Genomic DNA, 25,966 nt, shown 5'->3' on the forward strand with positions numbered 1-25,966 from the left:
ATAAAGAGCATCAGCTAACAGAATAAAATAAAGTAGTTCTTACATAAGGTAGCTCTATGGATATCACCGAACTCTTAGCCTTCAGCGCCAAACAAGGCGCGTCCGACTTGCACTTGTCGGCGGGTTTGCCGCCTATGATCCGGGTTGATGGTGACGTTCGCCGCATCAATTTGCCGCCCATGGATCACAAGCAGGTCCATAGCTTGATTTACGACATTATGAATGACCGGCAGCGTAAGGACTACGAAGAATTTCTGGAAACCGACTTTTCGTTTGAAGTACCCGGCGTCGCGCGCTTCCGTGTAAACGCCTTTAACCAAAACCGCGGTGCGGGCGCGGTGTTCCGTACCATTCCTTCGAAAGTATTAACGATGGAAGAATTGGGTATGGGCAACGTGTTCCGCGATATCTGCGCGGTACCGCGTGGATTGGTGTTGGTGACGGGACCGACAGGTTCGGGTAAATCCACCACGCTCGCGGCCATGATTGATTACATCAACGACAACAAATACGAACACGTACTTACGATTGAAGACCCGATCGAATTCGTACACGAATCGAAAAAATGTTTGGTCAACCAGCGTGAAGTTCACCGCGATACCCACGGTTTTAATGAAGCACTTCGCTCCGCACTTCGTGAAGACCCGGACATTATTCTGGTGGGTGAGATGCGTGACCTTGAGACTATTCGCCTCGCATTAACTGCGGCGGAAACGGGTCACTTGGTATTCGGAACCTTGCACACCACCTCAGCGGCAAAAACGATCGACCGTATTGTGGACGTATTCCCTGCGAACGAAAAATCCATGGTGCGCTCAATGCTGTCGGAATCTTTGCAGGCGGTAATTTCGCAAACGCTGATGAAGAAAAATGGTGGCGGCCGTGTGGCGGCGCACGAAATTATGCGGGGTACATCAGCGATTCGTAACTTGATTCGCGAAGATAAAGTTGCGCAAATGTATTCAGCGATTCAAACCGGTGCTTCACTCGGAATGCAGACCATGGATCAGTGTTTGGCCGATTTGGTTGCGCGCCGAATTATCAGTCGCGAAGCGGCGCGCGCCAAAGCAAAAATGCCCGAAAATTTCTAATTATTATCTGCGCTTAATCGCAGCTGTAAAAAACCTATTCACACAAGCAGGCACAGGTTATGGATTTTGATCGTTTGTTGTCACTCATGGTAGAAAAAGGCGCGTCGGATTTATTTATCACCGCCGGTGTTCCACCATCAATGAAATTGCATGGCAAAGTTGTGCCTGTTACTGCCACGCCGCTCGCGCCTGAAAAAGCACGCGAGCTGGTGTTAAGTGTGATGAATGAAAAGCAGCGCAATGAATTTCTGGATAAAAAAGAGCTCAACTTTGCGGTAAGCGCGCGCGGTATAGGTCGCTTCCGTGCCAGTGCATTTTATCAACGCAACTTGGCGGGTATGGTGTTGCGTCGTATCGAAACGAATATTCCCAGAATTGACGATTTAGGTTTGCCGGACATTATTAAAGAACTGGCTATGACTAAACGTGGCCTGATTATTTTTGTGGGCGCAACGGGTACGGGTAAATCAACATCGCTTGCCTCCATGATTGGTCACCGCAACCGCAACTCCAAAGGTCACATTATTTCCATCGAAGACCCGATTGAATTTATCCATCAACACGAAGGTTGCATTATTACGCAACGTGAAGTGGGTATAGATACAGAATCGTTTGAGGTTGCGTTGAAAAATACCTTGCGCCAAGCGCCAGACGTGATTTTGATCGGTGAGGTTCGCTCGCGCGAAACTATGGACCACGCGATTGCATTCGCGGAAACCGGTCACTTGTGTTTGTGTACGCTTCACGCCAACAACGCGAACCAGGCGTTAGACCGCATTATTCATTTTTTCCCGGCCGACCGTCACCGCCAATTGTGGATGGATTTATCGCTCAATTTAAAAGCTATTGTGGCGCAACAATTAATTCCCACACCGGATGGACAGGGTCGCCGTGCCTGTTTGGAAATTTTAATCAATACGCCACTCGCGCAAGATTTAATTCGCAAAGGTCAGGTATCTGATCTAAAAGAATTAATGAAGAAGTCTACCGAGTTGGGTATGCAGACTTTCGATAAAGCCTTGTACGATCTTTACGACAATGGCGAAATCACTTACGAGGATGCGCTTCTCCACGCAGACTCACCCAATGATTTGCGTCTGATGATTAAGCTGGGTTCAGAAACAGACGCCAATTATTTAAATAACGCCGCGGATAGCTTGTCTATCGACAACGATGATCGGCATAACCGCGGGAAGATGTTCTAACTATGTAAAGAAAGAGGCAGCTTGATCATGCTGAAAAAAACAATAAGTCTATCAAGTGTTTTAGTTTGCTCTCTTGCAGTCGCTGATGATTCAGCAGAAGTGAAAGCTCTAAAGAAAGGTATGCCACAAGATGTGGCAACTATTATTGGTCGTACCGTTGAGTGCAATTCATGGTTGGGAGAGGACACCAGCAATAAAGCACGCGCGGAAAAAGTGAATCAGGCTTTGCAAAGGTTGCAATGTGATGTGCTTGAAAAAGATCAGGCCAGCATCATAAAAACCTATCAAAATAATTATGAAGTGAAACAACGAATACAAAAAGCGAAAGAAATATTTTAACGGCTTTTGGCTAATTATTTCGCTCCAGCCAACTTTCTAAAATGAGTCGCGCGGCAATCGAATCCACGGGATTATTTTTGTAATCCCGTGAGCCGCCACGGCTCATGACTTCCCCCTTTGCTTCAAAGCTGGTGAGTCGCTCATCCACCATTTCAATTTTTACCCCGAAGCGGCCGTTGAGTCTGTTCGCAAATTTTTTTGCGCGCGCGCTGAGTTCGCTTTCGCTGTCATCCATGTTGAGCGGCAAGCCCACCAGAACAAGATCTGGTTTCCATTCTGCCAAAAGTTTTTCAATCTGCGACCAATCCGGAATGCCATCTTTTGCTTTTAGAGGCGGTAAAGAGCGAGCGGAAGCGGTAATGGTCTGACCGACGGCGACACCAATATTTTTGGTGCCGTAATCAAATGCAAGTAGGGTTTTAATCATTCGGTTTATGCGTGTCCGGCGGTGTTGGAAATTAAATTTACATCAATTCCCAAAGCTTGCGCGGCGGCAGTCCAGCGTTGTTCAAAAGGGGTATCAAAAATAATGTGTTTACTAGCAGGAACTGTGAGCCAAGAGTTAGCGGCAATCTCGGCTTCCAATTGGCCTTCGCCCCAACCGGCGTAACCTAAGGCAACCAAATATTGTTTGGGTCCTTGGCCTTCGGCGAGTGCGCTAATAATATCGCGCGATGCGGTGAGGCTAATTTCCGGTGACACTTTCAGCGTTGAATGCCATTCGGAGTCGCTGCTGTGAATAACAAAGCCGCGTTCCTGTTGAACAGGGCCTCCCGCAACGACGGGTTGATGACCTTGCCCTGCGGCAGCTTTCAAATCCATCTGCGCAAAAATTTCATGCAGCGTCATAGGCATAGGGTTATTAATGACAATTCCCATAGCGCCTTCGCTGGAGTGTTCGCAAATGTAGGTCACGCTGTGGGCAAATGAAGAATCTTGCAAACTCGGCATGGCAATGAGGAAGTGATTGCACAGGCTGCCGGGTACAAGCTCAACGGTATCTATAGAAGTATGTTTTTCGGTCATGACTGGAGTATTGAGGCAAGAGCAGTGGAAAACAAGTAAAACCTGCGATTTGTTATTTATTGGTCGCTGGTAGTGATGTTGTTGGGCTCAAAGCGCACGTAGCGAATAATTTTCAACCGGTCGGTTTGGCGACTGATTTCGGGCGGAAATTTCGCGTAAGGTGCCGCGAGGCGAACGATTTGGCGTGCGGAATCATCCAAAATGCGGCTGCCAGACGAGAGTGCAACTAATACCTCTTCTACGCTGCCGTCAGGGCGAAGGGTCACGCTTAGCATGACGCGGCCAGTAATATTTCTGGCAAGCGCCTCACTGGGATAATTTTTGGTACCAACGCGCTCAAACTTTTCGCTCCATTTGATCAGGTATTCCGCGTCAAAGGATTCTTTGGCAGAGACTGCTGTGAGCGTGCGAATACGAGGGCGTTTGGCATATTCCTGCTTTTGTTTATCCAGCCGCGCCTGAAGGCTGGCAATTTCACTCGTTACGGCTGTTTGGTTTTCCAGCAGGCCTTTGTGCTTCTCTTTTTCCTCTTGCGTGTTTGGGCTTTGCAGTTCGCTTAGCTTGAATTCGCTCAAACCTGTTGTGGTAATGATTTGCTGTTGTTTCTTTTGGGCGGTAGAAGTTTCTGCCACTTGCGGCATGGGGTTTACGTTGCGTACTTGGGTATCGGCAAATTCCGCGTGCTTTTCCGTCGTCAATTGCCGCGCTTTTTCTTCAGTGCCACTGCCTTCCTGATTATGTTGCGCCAGAAAATCCGCCTCTTTAGGTGCTTTGGCAGATTTATGCGTTGCTAAAGTAACCTCGATGGTTTGCGAACCTTTGGAGGCTGGCGGCATTTTGAAGGTCACCCCCAGAATAATCAGCGCATGGATGGCAATCGCCACAAACAGCGTAAAGCTGAGCCGATCGCCAGCATCTACCGGCTTGGCTTGGAACTCTTCCATGTCCATTGCAACGGCTGAACTCACAGGGAATAGTCCGGTTGTGGTTGTTTGCGGCGCGCAATCGCGGCCATTAGCATGTCGCCAATATTAGTGCCGTAGGCTTTGTCGATTTCGCGCGCGCAGGTCGGGCTGGTAACATTGATTTCGGTGAGGTATTCGCCAATCACGTCCAAGCCGACAAACAGCAAGCCTTTTTCACGTAAGGTAGGCGCAACTTGGCTGACAATCCAACGATCCTGATCCGATAGGGGTTGGGCTACGCCTGTACCGCCGGCGGCCAAATTCCCACGGGTTTCACCCTTGGCCGGAATTCGCGCAAGACAATAGGGCACGGGCTCACCATCAATAACCAAAATGCGTTTGTCTCCCTGCGTAATTTCGGGAATATAACGCTGTGCCATGATTGTCTGGGTGCCCATGTTGGTCAGGGTTTCAAGGATCACCCCCACATTGGGGTCGTCTTGCTTGCAGCGGAAAATGCGGCTGCCGCCCATGCCATCTAATGGTTTGAAAATCACATCGCTATGCTGTTGGTGAAATTCACGCAGCTTAGTCGCATCGCGACTTACCAGTACTGGCGGGCAGCATTGGGGAAACTGGGTGGCGAAGACCTTTTCATTGCAATCGCGCAGGCTGCGCGGGTCGTTCACTATCAAAGTACCTTGCTTTTGCGCGGCTTCCAAAATGTAAGTGCTGTACACAAATTCGTTGTCGAATGGTGGGTCCTTTCGCATCAGGACGACATCGAGCTCGGCAAGAGCGCGATCTTCAGATACGCCTAGGCAGAAAAAATCGTCCGGATCGGCGCGCACTGTAAGGCTGCGCATGTGGGCGCGCGCCTCGCCTTGCAACAAATAGAGATCGCTCTGCTCCATGTAAGTCAAGCTCCAACCCCGCGCTTGTGCCGCTAGCAGCAAGGCTAGGGTGGTGTCTTTGTGATACTTGATATTCGCGATGGGGTCCATGACTACGCCGACTGATAGCGTCATTAGAGAATCTCACTGAGGAATTTGCGGTTGTTGAAAATGCGGCCTAAAGTTAAGTCCTAAGAGTCCTTAAAGCAAGGGTGGCGCGCACACTTTTGCGACAGAACCAGAAGTACTTAAAGACAAAACTTGATAACAGATTGCTTATGGTTTCAAGTAGTTATAGCTAAACCTTAAAAACTATGTTAAAAGTTGGTTGCGCGTATGTTTATACTATAATTTTGGGCGCACGATTTCGCTAATCAACCCTGTTACAGCGCAATTCTCCAATATCTGGCGTAACTACGCATGACAAAGGCGCATAACAAAGGCAAAGGTCAGAGAGTATGGACGTAAGTTTAGAAAGCTTGAAAGTAATGGTTATTGACGACAGTAAGACCATTCGCCGAACGGCAGAAACCCTTTTGAAGAAGGCCGGTTGTATGGTGATTACTGCCACCGATGGCTTTGATGCCTTGGCGAAAATTGCCGACAGCCGCCCCGATATTATCTTTGTTGACATTATGATGCCGCGCCTTGACGGCTACCAAACCTGCGCGCTGATCAAGAATAACAGTGAGTTCAAATCTACCCCTGTCATCATGCTATCGAGTAAAGATGGCTTGTTTGACAAGGCTAAAGGCCGAATCGTTGGTTCGGATCAATATCTCACTAAACCTTTTAGTAAAAGCGAACTTCTGGACGCCATTGAAACTCACGTTAAGCACGTGAAAGCCTCCTGATTCAACTGAAGGCATTTGTAAACTCCAAAGGATTATCAACTCTAACACTAACGATTCAACCTGGAGCAGCTATGGCTCGTGTACTCATTATCGACGACTCGCCAACTGAAACTTACAAGTTAACAACCATGCTGGAAAAAAATGGCCACGTAGTGCTCACTGCGGAAAACGGTGAAACCGGCGTTGCTATGGCCGTTAAAGAACGCCCGGATTTGGTATTGATGGATGTGGTTATGCCCGGCCTTAACGGCTTTCAAGCCACTCGCCAACTGTCCAAGTTGCCTGAAACTGCCCATATTCCGGTCATTATAGTAACGACGAAAGATCAACAGACCGATCGCGTGTGGGGTATGCGTCAGGGCGCTAAAGCCTATTTGTCCAAGCCCATTACGCCTGATGTACTTATGTCTGCCATGGCCGAGGTCATGGGTTAAACGTTTCGAGCCTTATTCGAGAGTTTTTAAAGCAACACACAATAACGAAATTCGCAGATCGTCTGGCTTGTGCCTGAATTTATCGCGAATAAGATGGATGCTGTTATGTCAGAACCTCAAGCAGCCTTCGAGGCGCTTCTCGACTTGGCCCAGCGTAGCCGATCCGCTGCGCGCGGTCTGCCAGCACAAACCGATATTCGCCCTCAGTGGAGCGGAATCGGTTTTTCCCTTATGGGCAGCCGCTTTGTCGCGCCTATCGGCGAAGTGTCAGAGATGCTCGAAGTTCCTAACTACACTCACTTACCCGGGGTTCAGCCTTGGGTGAAGGGCGTGGCCAACGTACGTGGCCGCCTCTTACCTATTTTTGATCTCGCTGCTTATTTCGGTGACCGCCTTGTCGGCGGGCGCAAGCAGCGCAGGGTACTCATTTTGGAAACCGAAACGCTCTATTCCGGCCTTATGGTGGATCAGGTTTTCGGTATGCAGCATTTTCCCATGGACGAATACAGCGAGCAGGCGGGAACCGTAGCGGAAAACATATTGCCTTTTGTAACAGGGAGCTATCCTGCTGGCGAGCACGTGTGGTCGCTATTCAGGCCAGCTTTGCTGGCAGAAGATCCGCGTTTTATCAACGCGGCTAAGAGTTAAGGATTGAGATTAAACGTACAGAATTAAAACGAGTGAGTGAGAGATTTCCGGATTTAAGTTCTCGTAGATAAAAATTAAAACGCTGAGTCGGTAGGAGTAATTTTAGATGAAAGCAGATTCCAAAAGTGTTTTTGGTGCTCACAAAACCAACCCGATTGTTTTTTGGTCGGTGATAGTGGGTGGTCTGTCGCTATTCGCATTCTTCGCTTCGTTGGGGATTGTTATTAACGACGGCAACAAAGACCAGAACAACCTTCAGCAAGTTGCTGAATTGCGTGCTCAGGCCTATCGACTTACGTCACTTTCACGTGATGCAACCTCGGGCAGTGAAAAAGCCTTTGGTGAATTGGCGGGCGTGGTATCCAAGATGGATGCATCCTGGAACCAATTATCCTCCAACGAACGCGCCAAGAATGAATTGAAGACACAATTCGATGCCTACGGTGCTATCTGGGGTCGCGCCAAGAACAACGCTCAGGACATTGTGAAAAACAAAGACCTGATCGTAACGCTCAACGGCGTAGGTAAAACCCTGAACGCCAACCTCCCCAGCTTGCAGTCGGAACACCGTAACATTGTGGAAATCCTGCTGGATACCAAAGCGCCCGCTGACCAAGTATCTGACGCCCAGTTGCAATCCTGGATCGCGGAGCGTATCGGTCGTAACGTGGATAAGATGCTCCGCGGTGACGCCGACGCGGCACAGGCCGCCGACCAGTTCAACACCGACGCCAATGTGTATGGTCGTATGTTGCGCGGTATGAAAGAAGGTGACTCCATGATGCACATTTCGCGCGTAACTGATTCTAGCGCGCGTGCGAGTTTGGAAAAAATTACCAAGTTGTTTGAAACTGTAAACAAAAACGTTCAAGAGATGTTTGAGGGTTCTGCAACGCTGTTCCGTGCTCGTCAGGCATCTGATGCCTTGTTGACGGAATCCCCGCAATTACTCCAAGCACTTACTGATACTGCGGATAAGATTAATGATTTGTCGAATTCGCGCCCAGTCAATAAAAATCTTGCTGGTTTCTGTGCGTTTATCTTTATTGTTTCCTTGGCTGTTGTAGGTTTCAGTATGTACCGCAGCGCACAACAACGTGCGGTTACCAACTCCGAAACTAACGAGCGCAACCAAACCGCGATTTTGCGTCTCCTCGACGAACTGGCAGACCTCGCGGACGGTGACCTGACAACAACCGCAACCGTAACCGAAGACTTCACCGGTGCGATTGCGGACTCTATTAACTTCACCATCGACCAGCTGCGTATTCTGGTAGCGCGAATCAACGAAACCGCAGTAAACGTATCCGCTGCTGCGCAAGAAACTCAGCAAACTGCACTTCACCTCGCAGAAGCATCTGAACACCAAGCGCAAGAAATTGCCGGTGCATCCGCTGCGGTAAACGAAATGGCGGTCACCATTGACCAGGTATCTGCAAACGCCGCCGAATCGGCAGCGGTAGCGGAACGAGCGGTATCAATCGCCGGTAACGGCGCCAAAGTGGTACAGAACACCATCAACGGGATGGATACCATTCGCGAGCAGATTCAAGATACTTCTAAGCGTATTAAACGTCTCGGTGAATCGTCACAAGAGATCGGTGATATCGTAAGTTTGATTAACGACATTGCGGACCAAACGAACATCCTCGCACTTAACGCGGCGATTCAAGCATCGATGGCCGGTGACGCGGGCCGCGGGTTCGCGGTGGTAGCGGACGAGGTTCAACGCCTTGCGGAACGTTCAGCTGCTGCAACCAAGCAGATTGAAGCGCTCGTAAAAACCATTCAAAACGATACCAACGAAGCGGTAATTTCGATGGAACAAACCACGTCTGAAGTGGTTCGCGGTGCGCGCCTCGCACAAGACGCGGGTGTGGCACTGGAAGAAATCGAAAACGTATCGACATCGCTTGCGGAATTGATTCAAAACATTTCGAACGCTGCGCGTCAACAAGCCTCGTCTGCGGGTCATATCTCTAACACGATGAACGTTATTCAAGAGATTACCACTCAAACCTCTGCAGGTACTTCTGCAACGGCGCAGTCGATTGGTAACTTGGCTGAAATGGCGCTCGACTTGCGTGAATCCGTAGCGGGCTTCAAGTTGCCAGAAGAAGTCGAGACGGCGGAACATTACGACGTTACGCCCAAGCCAGCTGGCGCAAGTTACGATTTGTCTTCTGATTCCGATATGGAGCTGGACGCCAGCTTGTTGGATGACGACGACATTTATCCGCATCAAGCAAAAGCTTAATCATGCATTGACGCTTACGAGTTGTAAGTGTCGATTAGGTATTTGTTATGGGTTGGTCACTACGCACATTACCGACACTCTCTCTTGAGCAATTTGCCCAATGGTGCAAATTGCTTGAAGAGCGCACTGGCATGCAATTGGTTCCGCAGCACAAAGCACTTTTGGAATCACAAATTTCGTCACGCATGCGCGAGTTAGGTCTTGATGACTATGATGACTACTACCAGCGAGTCACCCAAGGCGCTGCAGGTATGTTGGAATGGACGGTCATCATTGATCGTATTGCGGTGAAAGAAACCAGTTTTTTCCGTCATCGCCCTTCGCTCGAATATGTTCGCAATTACCTGCAAACCAAAATCAACAATCAGTCCCTTACCCAAAGCTTTGATGTGTGGAGCGTGGGTTGTGCAACGGGCGAGGAAGCCTACTCGCTCGCTATGGTCATTAATGACTGCTTTGAGCTAGCCGCGCTCAATCCTTATTACGGTATTACAGCATTTGATCTGAGTATGTCTGCGCTCGCAACTGCTCGCAAAGGGCGTTATGCCAAGCGCAAGATTGAAACGGTAAAGGCAGAAGAATTTAAACGCTATACCAAACAAACAACGGACGGCAATTATGAAATTGTCAGTCGCTTGCGCGAACGTGTGTGTTTCACCCAAGCAAACATTATCAATCACAACAGATTGCCGGGCGTCAAAGTCGATGTGATCTTTTGTCAGAATTTGTTGGTGTATTTCCGTCGCTGGTTGCGCCGAGACATTTTGAATGCGTTCACCGATCATTTAAAACCGGGCGGCATTTTAGTTACGGGTTTGGGTGAAGTTACCGAGTGGGAGCATCCTAAAATGCAAAAGATTACAGCCGACGAAGTACAAGTTTATGTACACGAATAATAAGCGCTGCCCCCAAGCATTCGCAGCCCAAGAATAACGAAGAGGAAAACACCGCATGGCAGATAATCGCAATTTTGCCGCGTTGGATTGGTTAATTCACGAGATCGGCGAAACGCTTAAAGAGGCGCGACAAGCGCTTGAAGCCTACGTCGAGAACCCAAAAGATGTGGTGCGCATTCGCTTTTGTTTAACGCACATTCACCAAGTGCACGGCAGCTTGCAAATGGTGGAATTTTTCGGCGCGGCCATGCTTGCCGAAGAAATGGAAAAATTAACGCAGGCCATGATTCAAGGGGCTGTTGTTAATCCTGCCGAAGCGCAAGAAGTTCTTATGCGCTCTATTCTTCAATTTCCGGTGTATCTCGACCAAGTTAAAGCCACTCGCAAAGATAACCCGCTGGTTGTTTTACCTTTACTGAATGATTTGCGCGCTGTGCGCGGCGAAAGTTTATTAACCGACACCAAATTATTTGTTCCCAATTTGGCGCCTGCGAAAAAAGTCACAGGTACGCGTTCAGCTGCAGCACAAGATAATGTGCAGTTCCAAGCCATGGCGCTTAAGTTGCGCCAAATGTATCAGTACGCCGCTGCTGGTTATATTCGTAACGTCAACAGTGACGAAAATCTTGCATATCTGCAAAAAGTATTTAGCCGTCTGCACAAATTAACTCAAGGCACGGCGCGCAATGCTTTATGGGACATATGCTTGGCGCTTGCCGAAGCGCTGGAAATGGATGCGCTGGAAATTAGCGTGGCGATCAAAAATTTACTTCGCCAGCTCGATAAAGAAATAAAAATTCTTGCAGTGCACGGTACCAAGGCACTTAACTCATACACCAATGACGAGTTAATTAAAAATTTACTTTACTACGTTGCTCGCGCGGGCAAACACGCACCCGGTTTTAATCCAAATTCACACCTGCAACGCGTTTACCAAACTTACCACCTTGACGATGCCTTGATTGAAGGCAAAGAATCAGGTGAAGACGCAACGAGCATTCTGTCATCACCTGATCCCGATGCAATGCGCTCTGTTGTGGATGCGCTTAAAACAGAATTGGACGTTATAAAAAATGCGCTCGATTTATGTTTGGCTGGTGGAGATACCCAAAGCACACTGAACGATGCTCTGCCTGTTGTTAAACGCATTGGCGACACCATGGCGGTGTTGGGGCTCGGCGATTTGCGCAAGCAAATTTTGGAGCAGGGCGCTGCCTTGGAAATGGTAGCTAATTCGGGTAGCCAATTGTCGCAAGATCAGTTGATGTCTATCGCAGGTAAAGTTATCGAAGTTGAAGATGCGCTAGATAATCTTGCGCAACAACAATCAACCGGCTCCGAAGATACTCCAGCAAGCGAAGCCGATATAACACTTTCCCGCGCGAAAGAATCTGTGCTGCGCGAAGCGCGCAATGGTTTGGAGCACGCGAAAGACGCCATTATTGAATACATTGCATCGCAATGGGATCGAGTACATCTGCAAAACGTGCCAGACACTTTGCGCGAAATTCGCGGCGGTTTAGAAATAATGCCTTTACCGCGTGCAGCCAGAATTCTGGGCGCCTGTGCGCGTTATATCGAAGAGCAACTACTCTCGCAAGAAATCACACCCCAGTGGTCATCGCTCGATACGCTTGCTGATGCGATCACGAGTGTTGAATATTATTTAGAGCGGTTGGGTGGCGGCAGCTCTGAAGAAAATGATTTGTTGCTAACAGTTGCAGAGGAAAGTGTCGCGAGCTTGGGTTATGCGGTTGCGAAGGTATCGCGTACCGATTCTTCGTCTCTAGACATGGATACCCTGCGCTCAATATTACCTGCGACAAATATTCACACCACACCTGAAGCTGCGGAAGCGGACGAAGCGAGTTTGGCGGCAGCCTATGCTGCCATTCAAGATCCGACTAATGAAGTTGCAACAGACGCGTCATTGGTTACAGATACTCTTGAACAAACACCAGTTGCTGAGGACGAATTCGCGCAAGCAAGTGAAACTAGCAGCGATGCAGAAACAGCTTCGCAAACAATTGAGGCCCATGAACCACCAAGCTTGTTAAAAAGCGGGGCTCCTTCCATTGGTAACCGTTACTCATCACCCGAAACCACAATTTCGGTATCACCCAGTTTCTTAGGTAAGGTTGAAGTTGCCTTAAATACTGCTTCTGCTGTTGAAATCAACGAACCACAAGAAATCGTTGCGGATCTTGATTTCGTTTCGGCCGCAGATGCCTCTAGCGAGAAAGCCGTTGAAGAGCCGCAGCAAGAACGGGTAGATAGTTCTGTATCTGCAGAAAACGTCTCGGATACTGTTGCAGAAGATGCAACGGAAAGTATCGAGGAATCGTCTGAAACTACAGCAGAAGATGACGACGACAACTATATCGATGACGAAATTATTGAAATTTTTGTTGAAGAAGCAGGCGAAGTTTTAGAAGCAATTGCTGAGTATTTCCCGCGCTGGGCAAAAAATTTCGAAGACGAAAATTCATTAACCGAGTTCCGTCGCGCATTCCACACCTTGAAAGGAAGCGGTCGTATGGTCGGCGCCAACGAAGTTGGCGAGCTCTCTTGGTCGATCGAAAACATGCTTAATCGTGTGATCGACAAGACGATTGAAGCGGGTGAGCCGCACGTTACCATCATTGAAAAAGTGCGCGCTATTTTGCCGGCAATGGTCGAAGCCTTTAGCCAAAAACTACCTAATCCTCATCCGCAATTGAGTGAACATTACCGCGGCCTTGCAGAGTCTTTGGCAAAAGGCATAGTGCCGGATGAATTAGCGTCCGACGCGCAACCCCTTCAAATCGAATCCACCGCAACAGTTGACGATCAACCGGCTGCTATGGCTGCAGATTTTGCTGTGCCGGCAGCGGAATTCGCAGAAGAAATTACTGAAGCTCCGGATGTTGCAGAGCAAATTCTCGATGAACAGTTTACCACCGAGCCCTCTGAGCAGCATTCGGTTGAATTGGCTACAGATTATCTCACCGAAGATGGTTCAGATGATCAAGATGCACAGCTGTGGGATATTTTTGGTGCGGAAGCAGTTACTCATTTGCAAACCTTGCGCGAATTTATCACGCGTATGGAAGAAGAAGCGCCTTGCTATGAACCGCCAAGCGACAGCATTCAGCGCGCATTGCATACGCTGAAAGGTAGTGCGCACATGGCGGAGATTACGCCTATTGCTGAACTCGCGGCACCGCTGGAGAAATTTGTAAAAGAGTTGCGTTCCTATCACGTTGTTCTCAACGACGACATTTTGCAATTGTTGCGTGACGCGGTGACTTATACCGAAACTGGCTTAGCGCAAATTGAAAATGGCGAAGCTGTTGATATTCCGCGCCTGCATCAATTCACCGCGCGCGTTGCTGAGCTGCGTGAAATTCATGTGGCACCTTTGGTGCGTCAACAAGAGTTGGATGAAAACGGTAAGCGTCCGGTAGATCCGGAATTGTTGTCCATCTTTATGGCAGAGGAAATGAATCTGCTGCTAGACGCTGACAAAATCATTGCACAGTGGCAATCGGCGCCCGAAGATGTATCTGTATTGCAGCCCGTATTAGGTGAGCTGCGTAATTTAAATCGCGGTGCCCATCACGCCTATTTGCCTGCTATGGCAAACCTTGGCGAAAAACTTGCGCAAGTTTACACGCAGATTATTGATAAGCGTTTGACCTGCTCTGAACCGCTGTGTCGCGATATTAATTCCGCGCACCTTGCGCTTTTGGACATGGTTGATGCAATTGCTGCAGGTCAAAATTTAACAAATGCGCCAGAATCTATTTTGCAATCCTTGGATGATTTGATCGCAGAAGCGCAATCCTACCCTGATGCCTCGACAGAGGAACCTATTGCTGAACAACTTGCAACGGCAGGTTTTGAAGCGGTTGCGAGCTTGGATGAGCAAGTGGCAGTAGATGCGGAACCTGCCTTGCCGCTAATTGAAGAAGTTGATTACGAAGCGATTGCGGATGATCAGATTGCAACGCTCGAGCTTGCGGAAGACGAGGCGCTCGACGCTGCGGAAAATGCCTTAGCTGATACCCTTGTGGTAGAGCGCATCGCCGCAGATGTTGCAGAGAATGAAGAAGATGCTTCGCTAGATTTGGGCGATCTTGTTGAATTGGATATTGAAGATGTATCCATTTCAGATGACGAGATCATTGCGGCTCTCCCTGTAGCAGAACTCGACGAAGACCAACAACTGCACTCTGAAGCACTCGATTTACAAGAAGCTGATGACGACAGCGAAGAAATAACGCTTGAGTTACCGGCCGCAGAAGCTCACGCAGATGAGACTGACGATTTGGAATTTATTGCGGACGAATCCGCAATGGAATTGCCAATTGAAGAAACCTCTGAAATGGCATCTTCTGGTGACCGGGAAGATCTTGTTGAACCGGAAGAAGTTGCGAAACTTGGCGGTAACGCAGAAGACGATGAAACTTTCGAATACGAAAGTGCGCTGGATAAAATTGTTGAAGAAGAGTCTTTGGCGGACGTTGCCTCTGAGAGTGATATTTCTGAAAGCACTTCTTTGGAAGAAGCATTAGAGCGTGAAGATGCGTTAGAAAATGAAGGTACGTTAGAAAGTTCAGGCGAGCTTGAAGATATTCAGCGTGACGCTATTGCCCCGGTATCTGTACCGCCAGTTGTTACGGCGCAAAAACCACAGGTACCTCAAGCAACAAGAACACCTATATCCAGTTTTGAAGACGATGAAGATTTCGATCCGGAAATCATCGAAATCTTTATTGAAGAAGCGGCTGAATTGTTGGAAGACATAGAGCGCGCCCTCCACGATTGGCAAGAAGATTGGAACAATACTGATTGTGTTGAAGAACTGAAACGTTGCTTGCACACCTTCAAAGGTGGTGCCCGTTTGGCGGGACTGACAGATCTCGGCGATTTGTCGCACGATTTCGAAACCACCTTGATTGAGATGGATGCGGACGCCGAAGTTGATCAAAACTTCTTCAAAACACTCAATAGCTATCAAGACCAGCTCCACAGCGGCGTTAACGATGTTCGTGCGCGCTTGAATGGTGAAATTCCTGACGGCGCTGTTGAGGATTACCTTGAAACAGCGGTTCAATCTGAAGAGGTTCTCGATCAAATTGCCGATGAGCCTGTCTTTGAACCAGTTTCTGAAGATAACCCGCCAGAACCACAGATTGAGTACACCAGACCAAGCTTGGTGGTAGATAACGATCGCCCGAATCTCGGGCTCGGTTCAGAGAAGCCCAATGTACTTACCTTTGCGCCTAAACCAAAACCACCTGCAGCGCCTTTGCCCAAAATTCCCGGTGCGGAATTTGGTGGCGCTCGCCAAGGTTCGGGTGGCCCTGCGCAAGTGCAGCACTTGGCAGCTCGTCGTGCAGGCCCGCAAGAGGTTGTAAAAGTCTCCGCAGAATTGCTTGAAGAATTGGTAAACCTTGCGGGTGAAACTTCCATCAGCCGTGGTCGTATGGAACAGCAGGTCAGTGACTTGGGCGCGTCCATCGAAGAGATGGATGCCACCATCCACCGCTTGCAAGAACAGCTGCGCCGCTTGGATATCGAAACCGAAGCGCAGGTGTTGTTCCGCCAGGAGCAAATGGCTCAGCATGAGCAATTTGACCCGCTGGAAATGGACCGTTATTCGCAATTGCAGCAGCTCTCGCGCTCGCTCATCGAATCCGCGTCTGACTTGATGGACTTGAAATACACTCTCGCGGATAAAACCCGCGATACCGAAACCTTGTTGCTGCAACAATCGCGTATTAACACCGACTTGCAGGAAGGCCTGATGCGTTCGCGCATGGTGCCCTTCTCACGTTTGGTACCGCGCTTGCGCCGTATCGTTCGCCAAGCGGCCGACGAGCTGGGTAAAGAAGTTAATTTCGAATTGGACAATGTGGAAGGTGAACTTGACCGTACTGTGTTGGAACGTATGGTGGCTCCGCTTGAGCACATGCTGCGTAACGCGGTAGACCACGGTATTGAGTCACCCGAGGATCGCTTGGCTTCGGGTAAAGATTCGGTAGGGCGGATCACCTTGAGCTTGGGGCGCGAGGGTGGCGACGTAATGCTCCGCCTCGCGGACGATGGTCGCGGTATTAATCTACAACGCGTGCGCGAAAAAGCGATCGAGCGCGGCTTGATGGCAGCCGATGCACCGCTGAGCGAGCAGGACTTGATGCAATTCATCCTGCACGCCGGTTTCTCTACCGCCGACAAAGTGACTCAAATTTCCGGCCGTGGTGTGGGCATGGACGTGGTGCACTCCGAGATCAAGCAACTCGGCGGCGCCATGTTTATTGACTCCCGTTGGGGCGAGGGCACCGAGTTCACTATTCGCTTGCCATTTACCGTATCGGTAAACCGCGCTTTGATGGTTCAGATTGGCGACGATTTTTACGCCGTTCCGCTCAACACCATCGAAGGTATTGTGCGCGTCAGCCCATTCGAGCTTGAGCACTATTATCAAGATCCAGATGCGCGTTTTGACTACGCCGGTGAAAACTATTTAGTGCGTTACTTGGGTGCCATGTTGGACAGCACTGCGTCGCCCAAGCTGGATGGTCAGTCCTTGCCCTTGCCCGTTATTCTTGTGCGCAGTACAGAAAACACTGTAGCGCTGCAAGTAGATCGCCTGCTGGGCTCGCGCGAGATCGTGGTAAAAACCTTGGGTGCGCAATTCGCATCTGTGCGCGGCGTGTCCGGTGCAACCGTAACGGGTGATGGTAGCGTGGTGGTGATTCTGGATTTGCACGCACTTATCCGCGAACAACTGGCACTTGGCCTCGGTCACGCCATCCTTCTCGACCCAAGTGCGGTCAGCGCTCCAGCGCCTGTGGTTGAAGAAGCCGAGAAGACCATCATGGTGGTGGACGATTCTGTAACCGTACGTAAGGTAACCGGTCGCTTCCTGGAGCGCGAAGGTTTCCGCGTGATCACCGCCAAAGACGGTGTGGAAGCCTTGCAACTCTTGCAAGACCACATCCCGGATGTAATGTTGCTCGATATCGAAATGCCTCGTATGGACGGCTTTGAGGTGGCGAAGAATATTCGTACCAGTTCCCGTTTACGCAATATTCCGATCATTATGATTACGTCGCGCACCGGTGAAAAACACCGTGAGCACGCGTTTGAATTGGGCGTGAACAAGTACATGGGCAAGCCTTATCAGGAAGATTTGTTGTTATCCAACATCAAAGAGCTAATTAAGCTGTAAGCCAGGAGCGGCCGTGACAGGACTTCGCATCGGGATATTGGTGGATAGCCCACTCAAGCAACAGTATCTCGGCAACATGGTCGTGCAGGCGGGTCACTCGATTGGGTTTAGCTATTCACTGGCGTCTGGCGCAACCATGCCAAACGCCGAGCAAGATGTTGATGCCTGGGTTGTGGATGTAGCGGCAGAGGCAGATGATTCGGCTAGCCCAGAGAAAACGCCGCTCCGCATTTTTACGGATGAGCTGCTGGAACAAACGCGTGTCCCTGTGATTGTGAACGACACGGGTGAACCCACGCAGACCAGCGCGGATTACAACAACTGGGTGCGCCGTATGCTTCAGCGCCTTGAGCGCTTGAGTGGCGATGTGAATTTACAAGCCGAAGCCGTAGCGAGTGAAGTCTGGGTTTTGGCGGCATCCACCGGCGGGCCTGCAGCGGTAAAAGATTTTTTGAAGCAACTGCCACCCGCGTTGAACATCGCGTTTGTCTACGTTCAACACATAGACTCCGGCCAAGCCGAAACGCTGGTTAAAATGATGGGCAGTGTGGGGCATTACGCGGTGAGTATTGCCAAACAAGGTTCTGTGTTAAGTGAAAACACGGTCACGCTAGTCACCGCTGATCGTAGCCTTAGCATTCACGATAACGGCACTTTGGTGGTGGGTAAAAATCCTTGGGTAGGCTTTTATTCGCCATCCATTGACCAGGTCACCGCGAATGTTGCGAGGGTGTATCGGCAGCGCAGCGGCATTATTGTATTTTCAGGCATGGGTGATGACGGCGCTGCCAGCTGTCGTTTGATCAAGCAGCAGGGCGGTAAAGTGTGGGTGCAATCGCCCGCGCAATGCACTATTTCCTCCATGCCCGATGCCGCGATTGCGACGGGAACAGTAGGTTTTACCGGCTCGCCAACTGAGTTGGCAGATGCCTTGGGCCGTTTAAAAAGCCCGCAATACAAAAAACATTATTCGTAAAATCTAATAGATTGAGCAATAAAAATAACAGGAGCGCCTCGCATGCGAGCACCCAAACGACTTGAGCAAACCAAAATCCAGGAAGTCGCAAGCCTTTTAATTCCTTTACAAGGCCAAACCATTTTGTTGCCCAACGTGACTGTAGCGGAAATTATTCCCGCAGCGCCCATCCAACATGTTGAAAATGCGCCCTTATGGTACCTAGGTAACTTTCACTGGCGTGAATTAACGGTACCCTTGTTATCCTTGGAAGCTTTGAACGGTGAAGCTACCCCCAACATTCACAACCGCGCGCGCTTTGCGGTCTTAAACACCACAGGTTTACATAGCGATTTACCTTTTATCTCCATTCTCACCCAAGGCTTGCCGCGTTTGGCGCGTGTGAGTGAAGATGAAATTAGTGCGCGTGAAGATGCAGAAAACCGTCGTTATGATTTGATGCATGTGTCATGGGCGGGCGAATACACGCTCATTCCAGACATCACGGCTATGGAACAAACCTTTTTGGATTATTTGCATTCGAATGATTAATTTTCCCCGCCCCAAGTTGCAAATGCTCAATTCGGTTTTGTGTTGTCTATTTGCGATTGTGTTATTGCAAGCTTGTGGCGGTGAGCGCAGTACCCCGTTCAATCCGCAAACCTCTTCCTCCTCCTGTTCTAGCAGTTCCAGTTCGAGTTCCAGCAGCTCGAGCAGTAGCGATATTTTGGAATCGAGTTCAAGCTCCAGTTCATCCAGCGCTAGCAGTTGCTCGAGCTCATCAAGCAGTTCAAGTTCGGTGAGTTCCAGTTCATCGAACAGTTCAAGTTCAGCGAGTGGATCTTCTATCGGCTACACCTTGGTTTGGTCAGGCAGCCAAACCAATAGTTCGATCGAGAAAAAAGAAAAAAATGTTCAATACATTCGCAACAGCGCTGATTTTCATAGCATTGCCAATATCTACGTCGACCGAAATTTGGAAGAACAAAATTTTGAAACCGGGCAAGTCATTTTAGTGGATGACGGCGAGGTAGATAGCTGTGCCGCTCATTTACAGTTCAACGGAACCTTGAACCTAACAGATGTTTCAGATACGAGCGTAAAGATCACGCTAAATTATTTGGAAAAACCCAGCGTGGAAAAATGCACTTCCAGTTTCTCGCGCCCGTTTTCCTTTTATTATGTGAACACGCGAAAGCTGCCGGTATTTGAAGAGAAGATACTTCAATAAGAAAGCTTTTGCGTCTGAATGGGGTCAGAGCAACATTAAATTGAAACCTGATTTAGTTTGATATGCCTTCGCCTTTAATGTTGCTCTGACCCCGTACTACGCTAAAAATCACCCCACAAATACTGCACCAAACTAATCGCCGCTACGGGCGCAGTCTCTGTGCGCAACACGCGCGGCCCAAGTGTCAGGGGGGAAAATCCATTGGTAATTGCTTGCGCAATTTCATCTTCATCCAAACCACCTTCGGGACCAATTAAAAGCGCGACACTTTTCGGGGTTTGTTCCTGCGGTAATTTTTTGCTGTCACGGTGATGCAGCACGAACTTCAGCTCTGCATCGCATTGCTTAATCCATTCAGAATACTCTTGCGGCTCCGCTAATTCAGGCAATAGATTTCGTTGGGATTGTTCGCAGGCGCTAATAATAATTTGCTGCCAGTGCTCCATTTTTTTGTCAGCACGTTCGCCGCCGAGTTTTACTTCGGTGCGCTCTGTCATAAGCGGTGTAATTTTGGTGACGCCAAGTTCTGTGGCTTTTTGCAACACCCAATCCATACGCTCGCCGCGCGATACGCCAATTGCCAACTCAAGTTGCAAATGGGACTGGCGGTTTTCAGGAGTAAATTTTTTTACGCTAACATCCACATGCTTTTTATGCACTGCAGAAATTTCTGCCGTGTATTCGCCACCTTCGCCATTAAATAAAATTAACTCGCGCCCGGCTTGCATGCGCAAAACTTTGCTCAAGTAATGAGACTGTGGTTCGGCCAAGGAGAGAGTGCTGTTTGAAACGAGGGCTTGGCGAGTGAAAATTCTAGGGATGCGCATGATAATTTTATTTTTTGGTGATTAAAGTTGTTTAGGGCGTAATTTTTCACTGCGTCTAACCCCCTCCCAACCTCCCCCTTGAAAAGGTGGAGGGGCTGCACTCCCTGCTTATAGACTTATGCGAATGCGAATCGCGCTTTTTCTGCTGGTGAGAGGTTAAGTGTCAACATTTTAATGTGTTCGAAGCTATGTCAGCTCCTCACCCTTTTCAAGGGGGAGGTTGGGAGGGGGTTAATTCCCGCGCTCAATAATATAAGCCGATAACGCCCGTAAATAATCTGCACTTTCACCAAAGCCCTCTAATGCAGTAACCGCTTGTTGATGCAATTCCCGTGCTTTCGCACGCGCACCATCCAAACCTAAGAGTGCAACATACGTTGGTTTGTTGCGTGCAATATCGGCACCTTGTTGTTTGCCTAAAGTTTGTGTGTCAGCAACCACATCTAAAATATCGTCTTGCACTTGAAAGGCTAAACCAATGGCCGCCGCGTAAGTATCCAGCGCTGTTAATTGCTCCGTAGTTGCGTTTAATGCGGTTGCGCCCATGCTCACACTTGCGCGAATCAATGCACCGGTTTTGTGGCGGTGCATATTTTCTAATTGTGCAAGATTGATGGTTTTATCTACAGCGGCTAAATCAATTGCTTGCCCCAAGACCATTCCTTGCGCGCCGGATGCATTTGCCAATTGGCGAATTAAAGCCACTTGAGTTTTCGCATCTAGGGCGCTGGCTTCACTCAGTAATTCAAACGCAAAGGTTTGCAAAGCATCGCCAGCAAGAATCGCGGTGGCTTCGTTGAAAGCGATATGACAAGTCGGCTTGCCGCGACGCAAATCATCGTCATCCATCGCGGGTAAATCGTCGTGTACCAAACTGTAGGAATGCAAACTTTCCAGCGCGCAAGCAACTCGATTGAGTGTTTCACTTTGCTGCGTAAGCGCGTCGCTATTGATGGCGAGGGCGCTGGCGTAAGCGAGGGTAGGGCGCACGCGCTTGCCGCCGTTGAACAAGCTGTAGCGCATGGCTTCGCGCAATTGCGTGTGGTCATCGCCGAGTGGTAGATAGTGATCCAGCGCTTGATCGACACGCGCGTGGCAACTTGCTAAAAATTCTTTAAATAAACGAGCTTGCGTCATTCATCATCGCTCGCATCAAACTCGGTCAGCACAATTTCGCCTTGCTGTTCCAACAGCAGATTAACTTGCTGCTCGGCTTCGGCCAAACGCGTTTGGCATTCGCGCGTTAATTGGATGCCTGTGGAGAATGCTTGCAGCGATTCTTCCAAGGACAAATCCCCTTGCTCCATTTTATTAACGAGGGCTTCCAGCGCATTGAGCGACTGTTCAAAGTCAGCGGCTTTCTTTTTGGCGGCCATGATAAATCCGTAGCAATTGAAAATGGATGCCGATTATAAACGCCGCCTCCGTTGCTGGCGAACGATTTGATTTGGTCAAAATTTGACCTCGCTTGTGAGATATTTCCTACAAACAATAGCGACATTCGCCACTAGTGGCTGGCATACCAATCCACAATAATGGCGACTTAAGGACGAGCGCATTTCGGAGTAGATGTGACTTAGGAATGAAAGGGAAAATTCATCGTATTTGCTGAAAGGGCGCTGCCCGATTGGTACATCCTGTACAAAAAGCCCCAACGTATCCCCCTGCGTTGGGGCTTTTTCTTTGATATGACTTTTTTGAACGAGTTCGAGCGAAATGCTGCTTATACAATCGGACTTCGAGTCTAGTGTGTAAAACAATCGGGATATGAATGTGGCGCACCTGACTGGATTCGAACCAGCGACCAACGGCTTCGGAAGCCTATCCGGTACTCAGATGCACTTTTGTTTAAGTTGGTATTAATAGTAACTAATTGATTAGCTTTGGAAAAGTAAAAATTGTTTTTCATGTCAATTAACGCCAGTCTAGATCCTTTATGTATTTTTGGTCACCAAATCAAATGGAAAAATGGGGTGCATGCACCCCACCTTTTGACCCGCGGCCTCCTTTAGTTTTCAAGTCTATCTAAAACTTTGTTCATTTTTACTGGCTTTGTGATCAATAAAATACAGCCCACTTTACTTCGCATTGTGTATGTAAGCGGGCGGCTCATCATTTGATTGGTCGGGTGAAATTGGTTTCAATACACCATTCTTAACAAAGAGGTCGTCAAGAGTGTCCCCAGGTATGATCGGCTTGTTGCTAGGAGCTGGCCGCATACCATCGCAGATAAAACGCTTAATGAGCTGTTCAACACTAATACCGCGCTCGTCGGCCATGACCTTCATTTTATCTACGATGGTTTCTCTGTCGGAAAATTCGATGTGATAGACCGTCATCTCTAACCCTCCTATGGTGTTCATTGTTGCTTGACCCTAAACATGTCTCGTCAAACTCTAAAGGCTACATGTAGTTGAGCCAAATGTTCCTTCAGTGATGTGTTGTGCATTTTATGCCTTAACTTTTATTGAGGTCATCCAGCGCCTGAGGCGACAGAATAATTTTCCTCTTCTTTTGCAGCTTTACCACCGTAGGGTCAAAGTTTTGCATGATGTCTTGATGATTTTCAGTCAGCCAAGATGTTGCGTGTGCGATCTCCTGTTGCAGATGTTCATTAAGGGTGGTGTATTCGCTCATCAAGGGTTGGCAGTCAGATAAGAAATGCCGCCATCGGATTTGCTTAAGCGTTTCAGCATTGCTAAAAATGAAAAACCGATGCGGGTCGTTGTCCCAATTCTTGTCTTGCGTATAAACAGCGGGTGGTGATTGGTTAAAGGTTTCGCTCAGTTCAAGCCAGCGTTGTTGTTGGTATCCATGCCAGCGTTTTCTCAGTTCATCGAGTTGGCCTTCTTGGCCGTTGGCATCCAGTTTCATATCCCATAAAAAACCACCTTTTTCTGCTTTGCCGTTGTCGGCGCCGTCAATGTATTCATGGGGAATCAGTTGATCAATCAAATCGTTTCCGGCTGATTCAATTTCATCGACAAAATGCGTAGCGAGTGAGGTTAGGGTTGCGTAATAAAACTGGTCGTTGATCAGCAATCTTGCCCAGGATGGATGCCGCCAAGCATAGTAATTGATGCCTTCGTAATGCGGGAATTCGCGGCGATTAGCATCCTCCTGAAACAGGTAGTCATCGTAGTTGTAATCATAAAGCGTTGAAAAATCTAATAGGCTTTTGCCATCAGCCATGGATTCATTCAGGTAGATAAAGTCTTCACCAATGCCGGTGGTGATCAGGCTGGCCCAATTGAGTGGGTTGAGTTGCGTCAGAGGGAGATCGCGCCAAATGGCATCGACTTGATCAAGCGAGCATTGAATGCCAAGTAGGCCATCTAGCAATGTTCGCTGTACTCGATTGCGAGCATCATCATTCATGGTGGCGCGGAAGTATTCTTGTTGTTCGGCTGGCCACGAAAAATACAGTGAGTCGGCGGCTATGAGTGCTCTTTGGGCGATAGCAATAATCTTTGCTTTATCAATCGAGATTAGCGGGTAGGGGGTGTCGGTAGTATCCATAAATCTATTGTAAGTACAGTCAGTAAAAAAGCAATTTCGTGTTGTGTCGATAATGATCCCTGCCGCCAACTTCAGAGGGCCAGCTAACATACAGAAATGGCGGAATTGTAAGCGCCTGACGATTGTTATTTACGTCTTTTGTCGCTTCTTCCAATTTTCAAATTCAGAGGGCCGTAAACCGTAACGAGATAAAACACCTTCATGTAGGCGACGCAACTCTTCAATGATAAGTGCTTGTACATTGGCGCAGTCCGCCTCCGGCACACTCTTTTCAACTGTATCTTTAATGCACGCTAAGGCATCACTATCGGGGTGGGTGACGATAGTGTGGACGGTACTTTTGATTAGCTCTCGCCATAGTAAGCGCGCAGGGTCAGGCTCCGCTAAATCTTGTTTGATGGCAATGTACTCTTGCGTTGAGCGTTCGTATGCCCACACGTAAAGATCGCGTAATAACTCCACGCGCGTTAATTCATAGACCCCCAGTATGGCGCGACTATAGGCTTGTTCGGGAACATCCAAAAAGGTGAGCGGACAAAGATTCGCGCGAAATAATGGGAGATTGGCGGCTAAGCGCGAGGTGCGTTTATTAATATCGGCAAATGGCTGTAAATAGGGTAGATGAACCATCATGAAAAATGATTGCTCAAAGGGATCTGTTATTTGATTGGCTTTGTTAAGCAAAACGTCGAGAGTATTTTGCAGCTGCTGCGATGTTGATAATGGGCGGTAGACGCTTTTGCCAATATCCACCGCGTGCATTCTGATGCGACCTTCATCGGCGGGGTTGGGTAAAAGGTTTTCGGAGAGTGCGCTGTGTAAGTTCATTAAGCTGAAATGATTGAGCTCAACAGTATCAATATTCTCTACCAGCAATTCAATCGCTGTTTTATGATTCAGGATCATTTGTGTTTCAAGGGTTGCTTTGCCCTTTGCGGTTTTTCCATGCTCAATGAGTTCAAGGGTGTCCAGCCGTGAATAGGTGTTCCCTTCCAAATGGCTTGATGCCCAGGATAAATCAATCAATAGTCTATTTAATATGGCGCGGCTGTGGGTGCCGGCTGGCGCAGTTTCTTGTGTCGTTCGACCCATCTTATGAAGTTGGCTACGTAGAGATGGGGATAAGTAGTAGGTCTTATTGGGTTTGTAGGAGTCTAGAAATTCGACTTGGTAGCCAACGGGTTTTCTGGCGGCAAGCGGCTGATTGATATAATCAACTATATCCTTGCTATCCGTAGAGAGTGGAATGTAGCTAGGGAATTCATCCGAGCCGGTGGCGACCTCACCCACGGAGTTTATGGCGTAATAACGACGCGCACGCCCTTCTCCAGTCGCGATAATCGTGCCTTCGGCAATTAATTGGCTGATCAGGCGTTGGGCGGTTCGGCGGGCAATACTAGGGTGCGCTGCAAGTAGTTCGAGTAACGAAACACCATTCGATGTTTCAATACTACTGAGTAGCTGCGATGTTGTTGTCATGGGTGTAGGCGCCATTATGGATGCATGGCGCAATTGTGGCGCAGTTTCATAAACTGCGCCACTGATTTGGCGCAGTTTTAAGGGCTGATCTTGTGAATGTTTTAATAAAGCGAATATGTTTTTGAAAAGACGGTGGTATTGATTGACCATCATATGGTTTAAATTAACCAAGAGTTGGTCTTTGAGGG

The 25,966-nt window shown here is 48.7% G+C and carries 22 protein-coding genes; 12 read left to right on the top strand and 10 right to left on the bottom strand.

What is annotated here, in order from left to right:
- Nucleotides 1-56: 56 nt before the first annotated feature.
- The 3 genes from U1F02_RS09955 to U1F02_RS09965 are packed head-to-tail and all read left to right on the top strand — an operon-like array spanning nt 57 to nt 2,635.
- The gene (locus U1F02_RS09955; RefSeq protein ID WP_409990232.1) at nt 57-1,091 is read left to right on the top strand and encodes a type IV pilus twitching motility protein PilT; all 1,035 of its coding nucleotides are present in this window, start codon (nt 57-59) and stop codon (nt 1,089-1,091) included.
- A 59-nt stretch (nt 1,092-1,150) separates the two neighbouring features.
- Nucleotides 1,151-2,296 carry a PilT/PilU family type 4a pilus ATPase gene (locus U1F02_RS09960; RefSeq protein WP_409990233.1) on the top strand — a complete coding sequence of 382 codons (1,146 nt, stop codon included), beginning with the start codon at nt 1,151-1,153 and terminating at the stop codon, nt 2,294-2,296.
- 27 nt (nt 2,297-2,323) lie between these two features.
- On the top strand, nt 2,324-2,635 hold the full coding sequence (locus U1F02_RS09965; protein ID WP_409990234.1) for a hypothetical protein: 312 nt from the start codon (nt 2,324-2,326) through the stop codon (nt 2,633-2,635).
- A gap of 10 nt (nt 2,636-2,645) precedes the next feature.
- On the opposite strand, the gene ruvX is transcribed toward U1F02_RS09965, so the two are convergent.
- The 4 genes from ruvX to gshB are packed head-to-tail and all read right to left on the bottom strand — an operon-like array spanning nt 2,646 to nt 5,594.
- Nucleotides 2,646-3,062: a Holliday junction resolvase RuvX gene (gene ruvX, locus U1F02_RS09970; RefSeq protein ID WP_409990235.1), complete on the bottom strand. Its 417-nt coding sequence runs from the start codon at nt 3,060-3,062 to the stop codon at nt 2,646-2,648.
- A 5-nt stretch (nt 3,063-3,067) separates the two neighbouring features.
- Nucleotides 3,068-3,661, bottom strand: a complete 594-nt coding sequence (locus U1F02_RS09975; RefSeq protein WP_409990236.1) for a YqgE/AlgH family protein — start codon at nt 3,659-3,661, stop codon at nt 3,068-3,070.
- Nucleotides 3,662-3,717: 56 nt separating this feature from the next.
- Nucleotides 3,718-4,629, bottom strand: a complete 912-nt coding sequence (locus tag U1F02_RS09980; RefSeq protein WP_409990237.1) for an energy transducer TonB — start codon at nt 4,627-4,629, stop codon at nt 3,718-3,720.
- A complete protein-coding gene (gene gshB / locus U1F02_RS09985; protein WP_409990238.1) occupies nt 4,626-5,594 on the bottom strand; it encodes a glutathione synthase in 969 nt (322 codons plus the stop codon). The genes U1F02_RS09980 and gshB overlap by 4 nt, the downstream gene beginning before the upstream one ends.
- A 323-nt stretch (nt 5,595-5,917) precedes the next feature.
- Between gshB and pilG the strand changes: the two genes are divergently transcribed.
- From pilG to U1F02_RS10030, 9 genes are all read left to right on the top strand, one after another.
- Nucleotides 5,918-6,313 carry a twitching motility response regulator PilG gene (gene pilG, locus U1F02_RS09990; RefSeq protein WP_189419968.1) on the top strand — a complete coding sequence of 132 codons (396 nt, stop codon included), beginning with the start codon at nt 5,918-5,920 and terminating at the stop codon, nt 6,311-6,313.
- 71 nt (nt 6,314-6,384) lie between these two features.
- Complete coding sequence (pilH, locus tag U1F02_RS09995; RefSeq protein WP_409990239.1) at nt 6,385-6,747, top strand: twitching motility response regulator PilH; 363 nt, start codon at nt 6,385-6,387, stop codon at nt 6,745-6,747.
- Between the two features lie 105 nt (nt 6,748-6,852).
- Nucleotides 6,853-7,395: a chemotaxis protein CheW gene (locus U1F02_RS10000; protein WP_409990240.1), complete on the top strand. Its 543-nt coding sequence runs from the start codon at nt 6,853-6,855 to the stop codon at nt 7,393-7,395.
- A 106-nt stretch (nt 7,396-7,501) separates the two neighbouring features.
- Nucleotides 7,502-9,652 (top strand): methyl-accepting chemotaxis protein, encoded by a 2,151-nt coding sequence (locus U1F02_RS10005; RefSeq protein WP_409990241.1) that lies wholly within the window; start codon nt 7,502-7,504, stop codon nt 9,650-9,652.
- Nucleotides 9,653-9,699: 47 nt separating this feature from the next.
- On the top strand, nt 9,700-10,548 hold the full coding sequence (locus tag U1F02_RS10010; RefSeq protein ID WP_409990242.1) for a CheR family methyltransferase: 849 nt from the start codon (nt 9,700-9,702) through the stop codon (nt 10,546-10,548).
- Between the two features lie 55 nt (nt 10,549-10,603).
- Nucleotides 10,604-17,767, top strand: coding sequence for an Hpt domain-containing protein (locus U1F02_RS10015; RefSeq protein WP_409990243.1), 7,164 nt, complete (start codon nt 10,604-10,606; stop codon nt 17,765-17,767).
- Between the two features lie 13 nt (nt 17,768-17,780).
- Nucleotides 17,781-18,743, top strand: coding sequence for a chemotaxis protein CheB (locus tag U1F02_RS10020; RefSeq protein ID WP_409990244.1), 963 nt, complete (start codon nt 17,781-17,783; stop codon nt 18,741-18,743).
- Nucleotides 18,744-18,785: 42 nt separating this feature from the next.
- Nucleotides 18,786-19,274, top strand: coding sequence for a chemotaxis protein CheW (locus U1F02_RS10025; RefSeq protein WP_409990245.1), 489 nt, complete (start codon nt 18,786-18,788; stop codon nt 19,272-19,274).
- A complete protein-coding gene (locus tag U1F02_RS10030; RefSeq protein ID WP_409990246.1) occupies nt 19,267-19,953 on the top strand; it encodes a hypothetical protein in 687 nt (228 codons plus the stop codon). The genes U1F02_RS10025 and U1F02_RS10030 overlap by 8 nt, the downstream gene beginning before the upstream one ends.
- 101 nt (nt 19,954-20,054) lie before the next feature.
- On the opposite strand, the gene U1F02_RS10035 is transcribed toward U1F02_RS10030, so the two are convergent.
- From U1F02_RS10035 to U1F02_RS10060, 6 genes are all read right to left on the bottom strand, one after another.
- On the bottom strand, nt 20,055-20,780 hold the full coding sequence (locus U1F02_RS10035; protein ID WP_409990247.1) for a 16S rRNA (uracil(1498)-N(3))-methyltransferase: 726 nt from the start codon (nt 20,778-20,780) through the stop codon (nt 20,055-20,057).
- 231 nt (nt 20,781-21,011) lie between these two features.
- On the bottom strand, nt 21,012-21,917 hold the full coding sequence (ispA, locus tag U1F02_RS10040; RefSeq protein WP_409990248.1) for a (2E,6E)-farnesyl diphosphate synthase: 906 nt from the start codon (nt 21,915-21,917) through the stop codon (nt 21,012-21,014).
- A complete protein-coding gene (locus U1F02_RS10045; protein ID WP_409990249.1) occupies nt 21,914-22,156 on the bottom strand; it encodes an exodeoxyribonuclease VII small subunit in 243 nt (80 codons plus the stop codon). The genes ispA and U1F02_RS10045 overlap by 4 nt, the downstream gene beginning before the upstream one ends.
- A gap of 702 nt (nt 22,157-22,858) precedes the next feature.
- Nucleotides 22,859-23,119 (bottom strand): hypothetical protein, encoded by a 261-nt coding sequence (locus U1F02_RS10050; RefSeq protein ID WP_409990250.1) that lies wholly within the window; start codon nt 23,117-23,119, stop codon nt 22,859-22,861.
- 118 nt (nt 23,120-23,237) lie between these two features.
- Nucleotides 23,238-24,299, bottom strand: coding sequence for a hypothetical protein (locus U1F02_RS10055; protein ID WP_409990251.1), 1,062 nt, complete (start codon nt 24,297-24,299; stop codon nt 23,238-23,240).
- 129 nt (nt 24,300-24,428) lie between these two features.
- Nucleotides 24,429-25,949 (bottom strand): Fic family protein, encoded by a 1,521-nt coding sequence (locus tag U1F02_RS10060; protein ID WP_409990252.1) that lies wholly within the window; start codon nt 25,947-25,949, stop codon nt 24,429-24,431.
- Nucleotides 25,950-25,966 lie beyond the last annotated feature (17 nt).

The organism is Cellvibrio sp., from assembly GCF_046347455.1.
GTDB lineage: Bacteria > Pseudomonadota > Gammaproteobacteria > Pseudomonadales > Cellvibrionaceae > Cellvibrio.

Coding starts and splice junctions, on each gene's coding strand:
- U1F02_RS09975 (WP_409990236.1), bottom strand. CDS start 3,661: ATGACCGAAAAACATACTTCTATAGATACCGTTGAGCTTGTACCCGGC.
- U1F02_RS10015 (WP_409990243.1), top strand. CDS start 10,604: ATGGCAGATAATCGCAATTTTGCCGCGTTGGATTGGTTAATTCACGAG.
- U1F02_RS09965 (WP_409990234.1), top strand. CDS start 2,324: ATGCTGAAAAAAACAATAAGTCTATCAAGTGTTTTAGTTTGCTCTCTT.
- U1F02_RS10045 (WP_409990249.1), bottom strand. CDS start 22,156: ATGGCCGCCAAAAAGAAAGCCGCTGACTTTGAACAGTCGCTCAATGCG.
- ruvX (WP_409990235.1), bottom strand. CDS start 3,062: ATGATTAAAACCCTACTTGCATTTGATTACGGCACCAAAAATATTGGT.
- pilG (WP_189419968.1), top strand. CDS start 5,918: ATGGACGTAAGTTTAGAAAGCTTGAAAGTAATGGTTATTGACGACAGT.
- U1F02_RS10050 (WP_409990250.1), bottom strand. CDS start 23,119: ATGACGGTCTATCACATCGAATTTTCCGACAGAGAAACCATCGTAGAT.
- U1F02_RS10025 (WP_409990245.1), top strand. CDS start 18,786: ATGCGAGCACCCAAACGACTTGAGCAAACCAAAATCCAGGAAGTCGCA.
- U1F02_RS10005 (WP_409990241.1), top strand. CDS start 7,502: ATGAAAGCAGATTCCAAAAGTGTTTTTGGTGCTCACAAAACCAACCCG.
- gshB (WP_409990238.1), bottom strand. CDS start 5,594: ATGACGCTATCAGTCGGCGTAGTCATGGACCCCATCGCGAATATCAAG.
- U1F02_RS10035 (WP_409990247.1), bottom strand. CDS start 20,780: ATGCGCATCCCTAGAATTTTCACTCGCCAAGCCCTCGTTTCAAACAGC.
- pilH (WP_409990239.1), top strand. CDS start 6,385: ATGGCTCGTGTACTCATTATCGACGACTCGCCAACTGAAACTTACAAG.
- U1F02_RS10000 (WP_409990240.1), top strand. CDS start 6,853: ATGTCAGAACCTCAAGCAGCCTTCGAGGCGCTTCTCGACTTGGCCCAG.
- ispA (WP_409990248.1), bottom strand. CDS start 21,917: ATGACGCAAGCTCGTTTATTTAAAGAATTTTTAGCAAGTTGCCACGCG.
- U1F02_RS10010 (WP_409990242.1), top strand. CDS start 9,700: ATGGGTTGGTCACTACGCACATTACCGACACTCTCTCTTGAGCAATTT.
- U1F02_RS10055 (WP_409990251.1), bottom strand. CDS start 24,299: ATGGATACTACCGACACCCCCTACCCGCTAATCTCGATTGATAAAGCA.
- U1F02_RS09960 (WP_409990233.1), top strand. CDS start 1,151: ATGGATTTTGATCGTTTGTTGTCACTCATGGTAGAAAAAGGCGCGTCG.
- U1F02_RS09955 (WP_409990232.1), top strand. CDS start 57: ATGGATATCACCGAACTCTTAGCCTTCAGCGCCAAACAAGGCGCGTCC.
- U1F02_RS10030 (WP_409990246.1), top strand. CDS start 19,267: ATGATTAATTTTCCCCGCCCCAAGTTGCAAATGCTCAATTCGGTTTTG.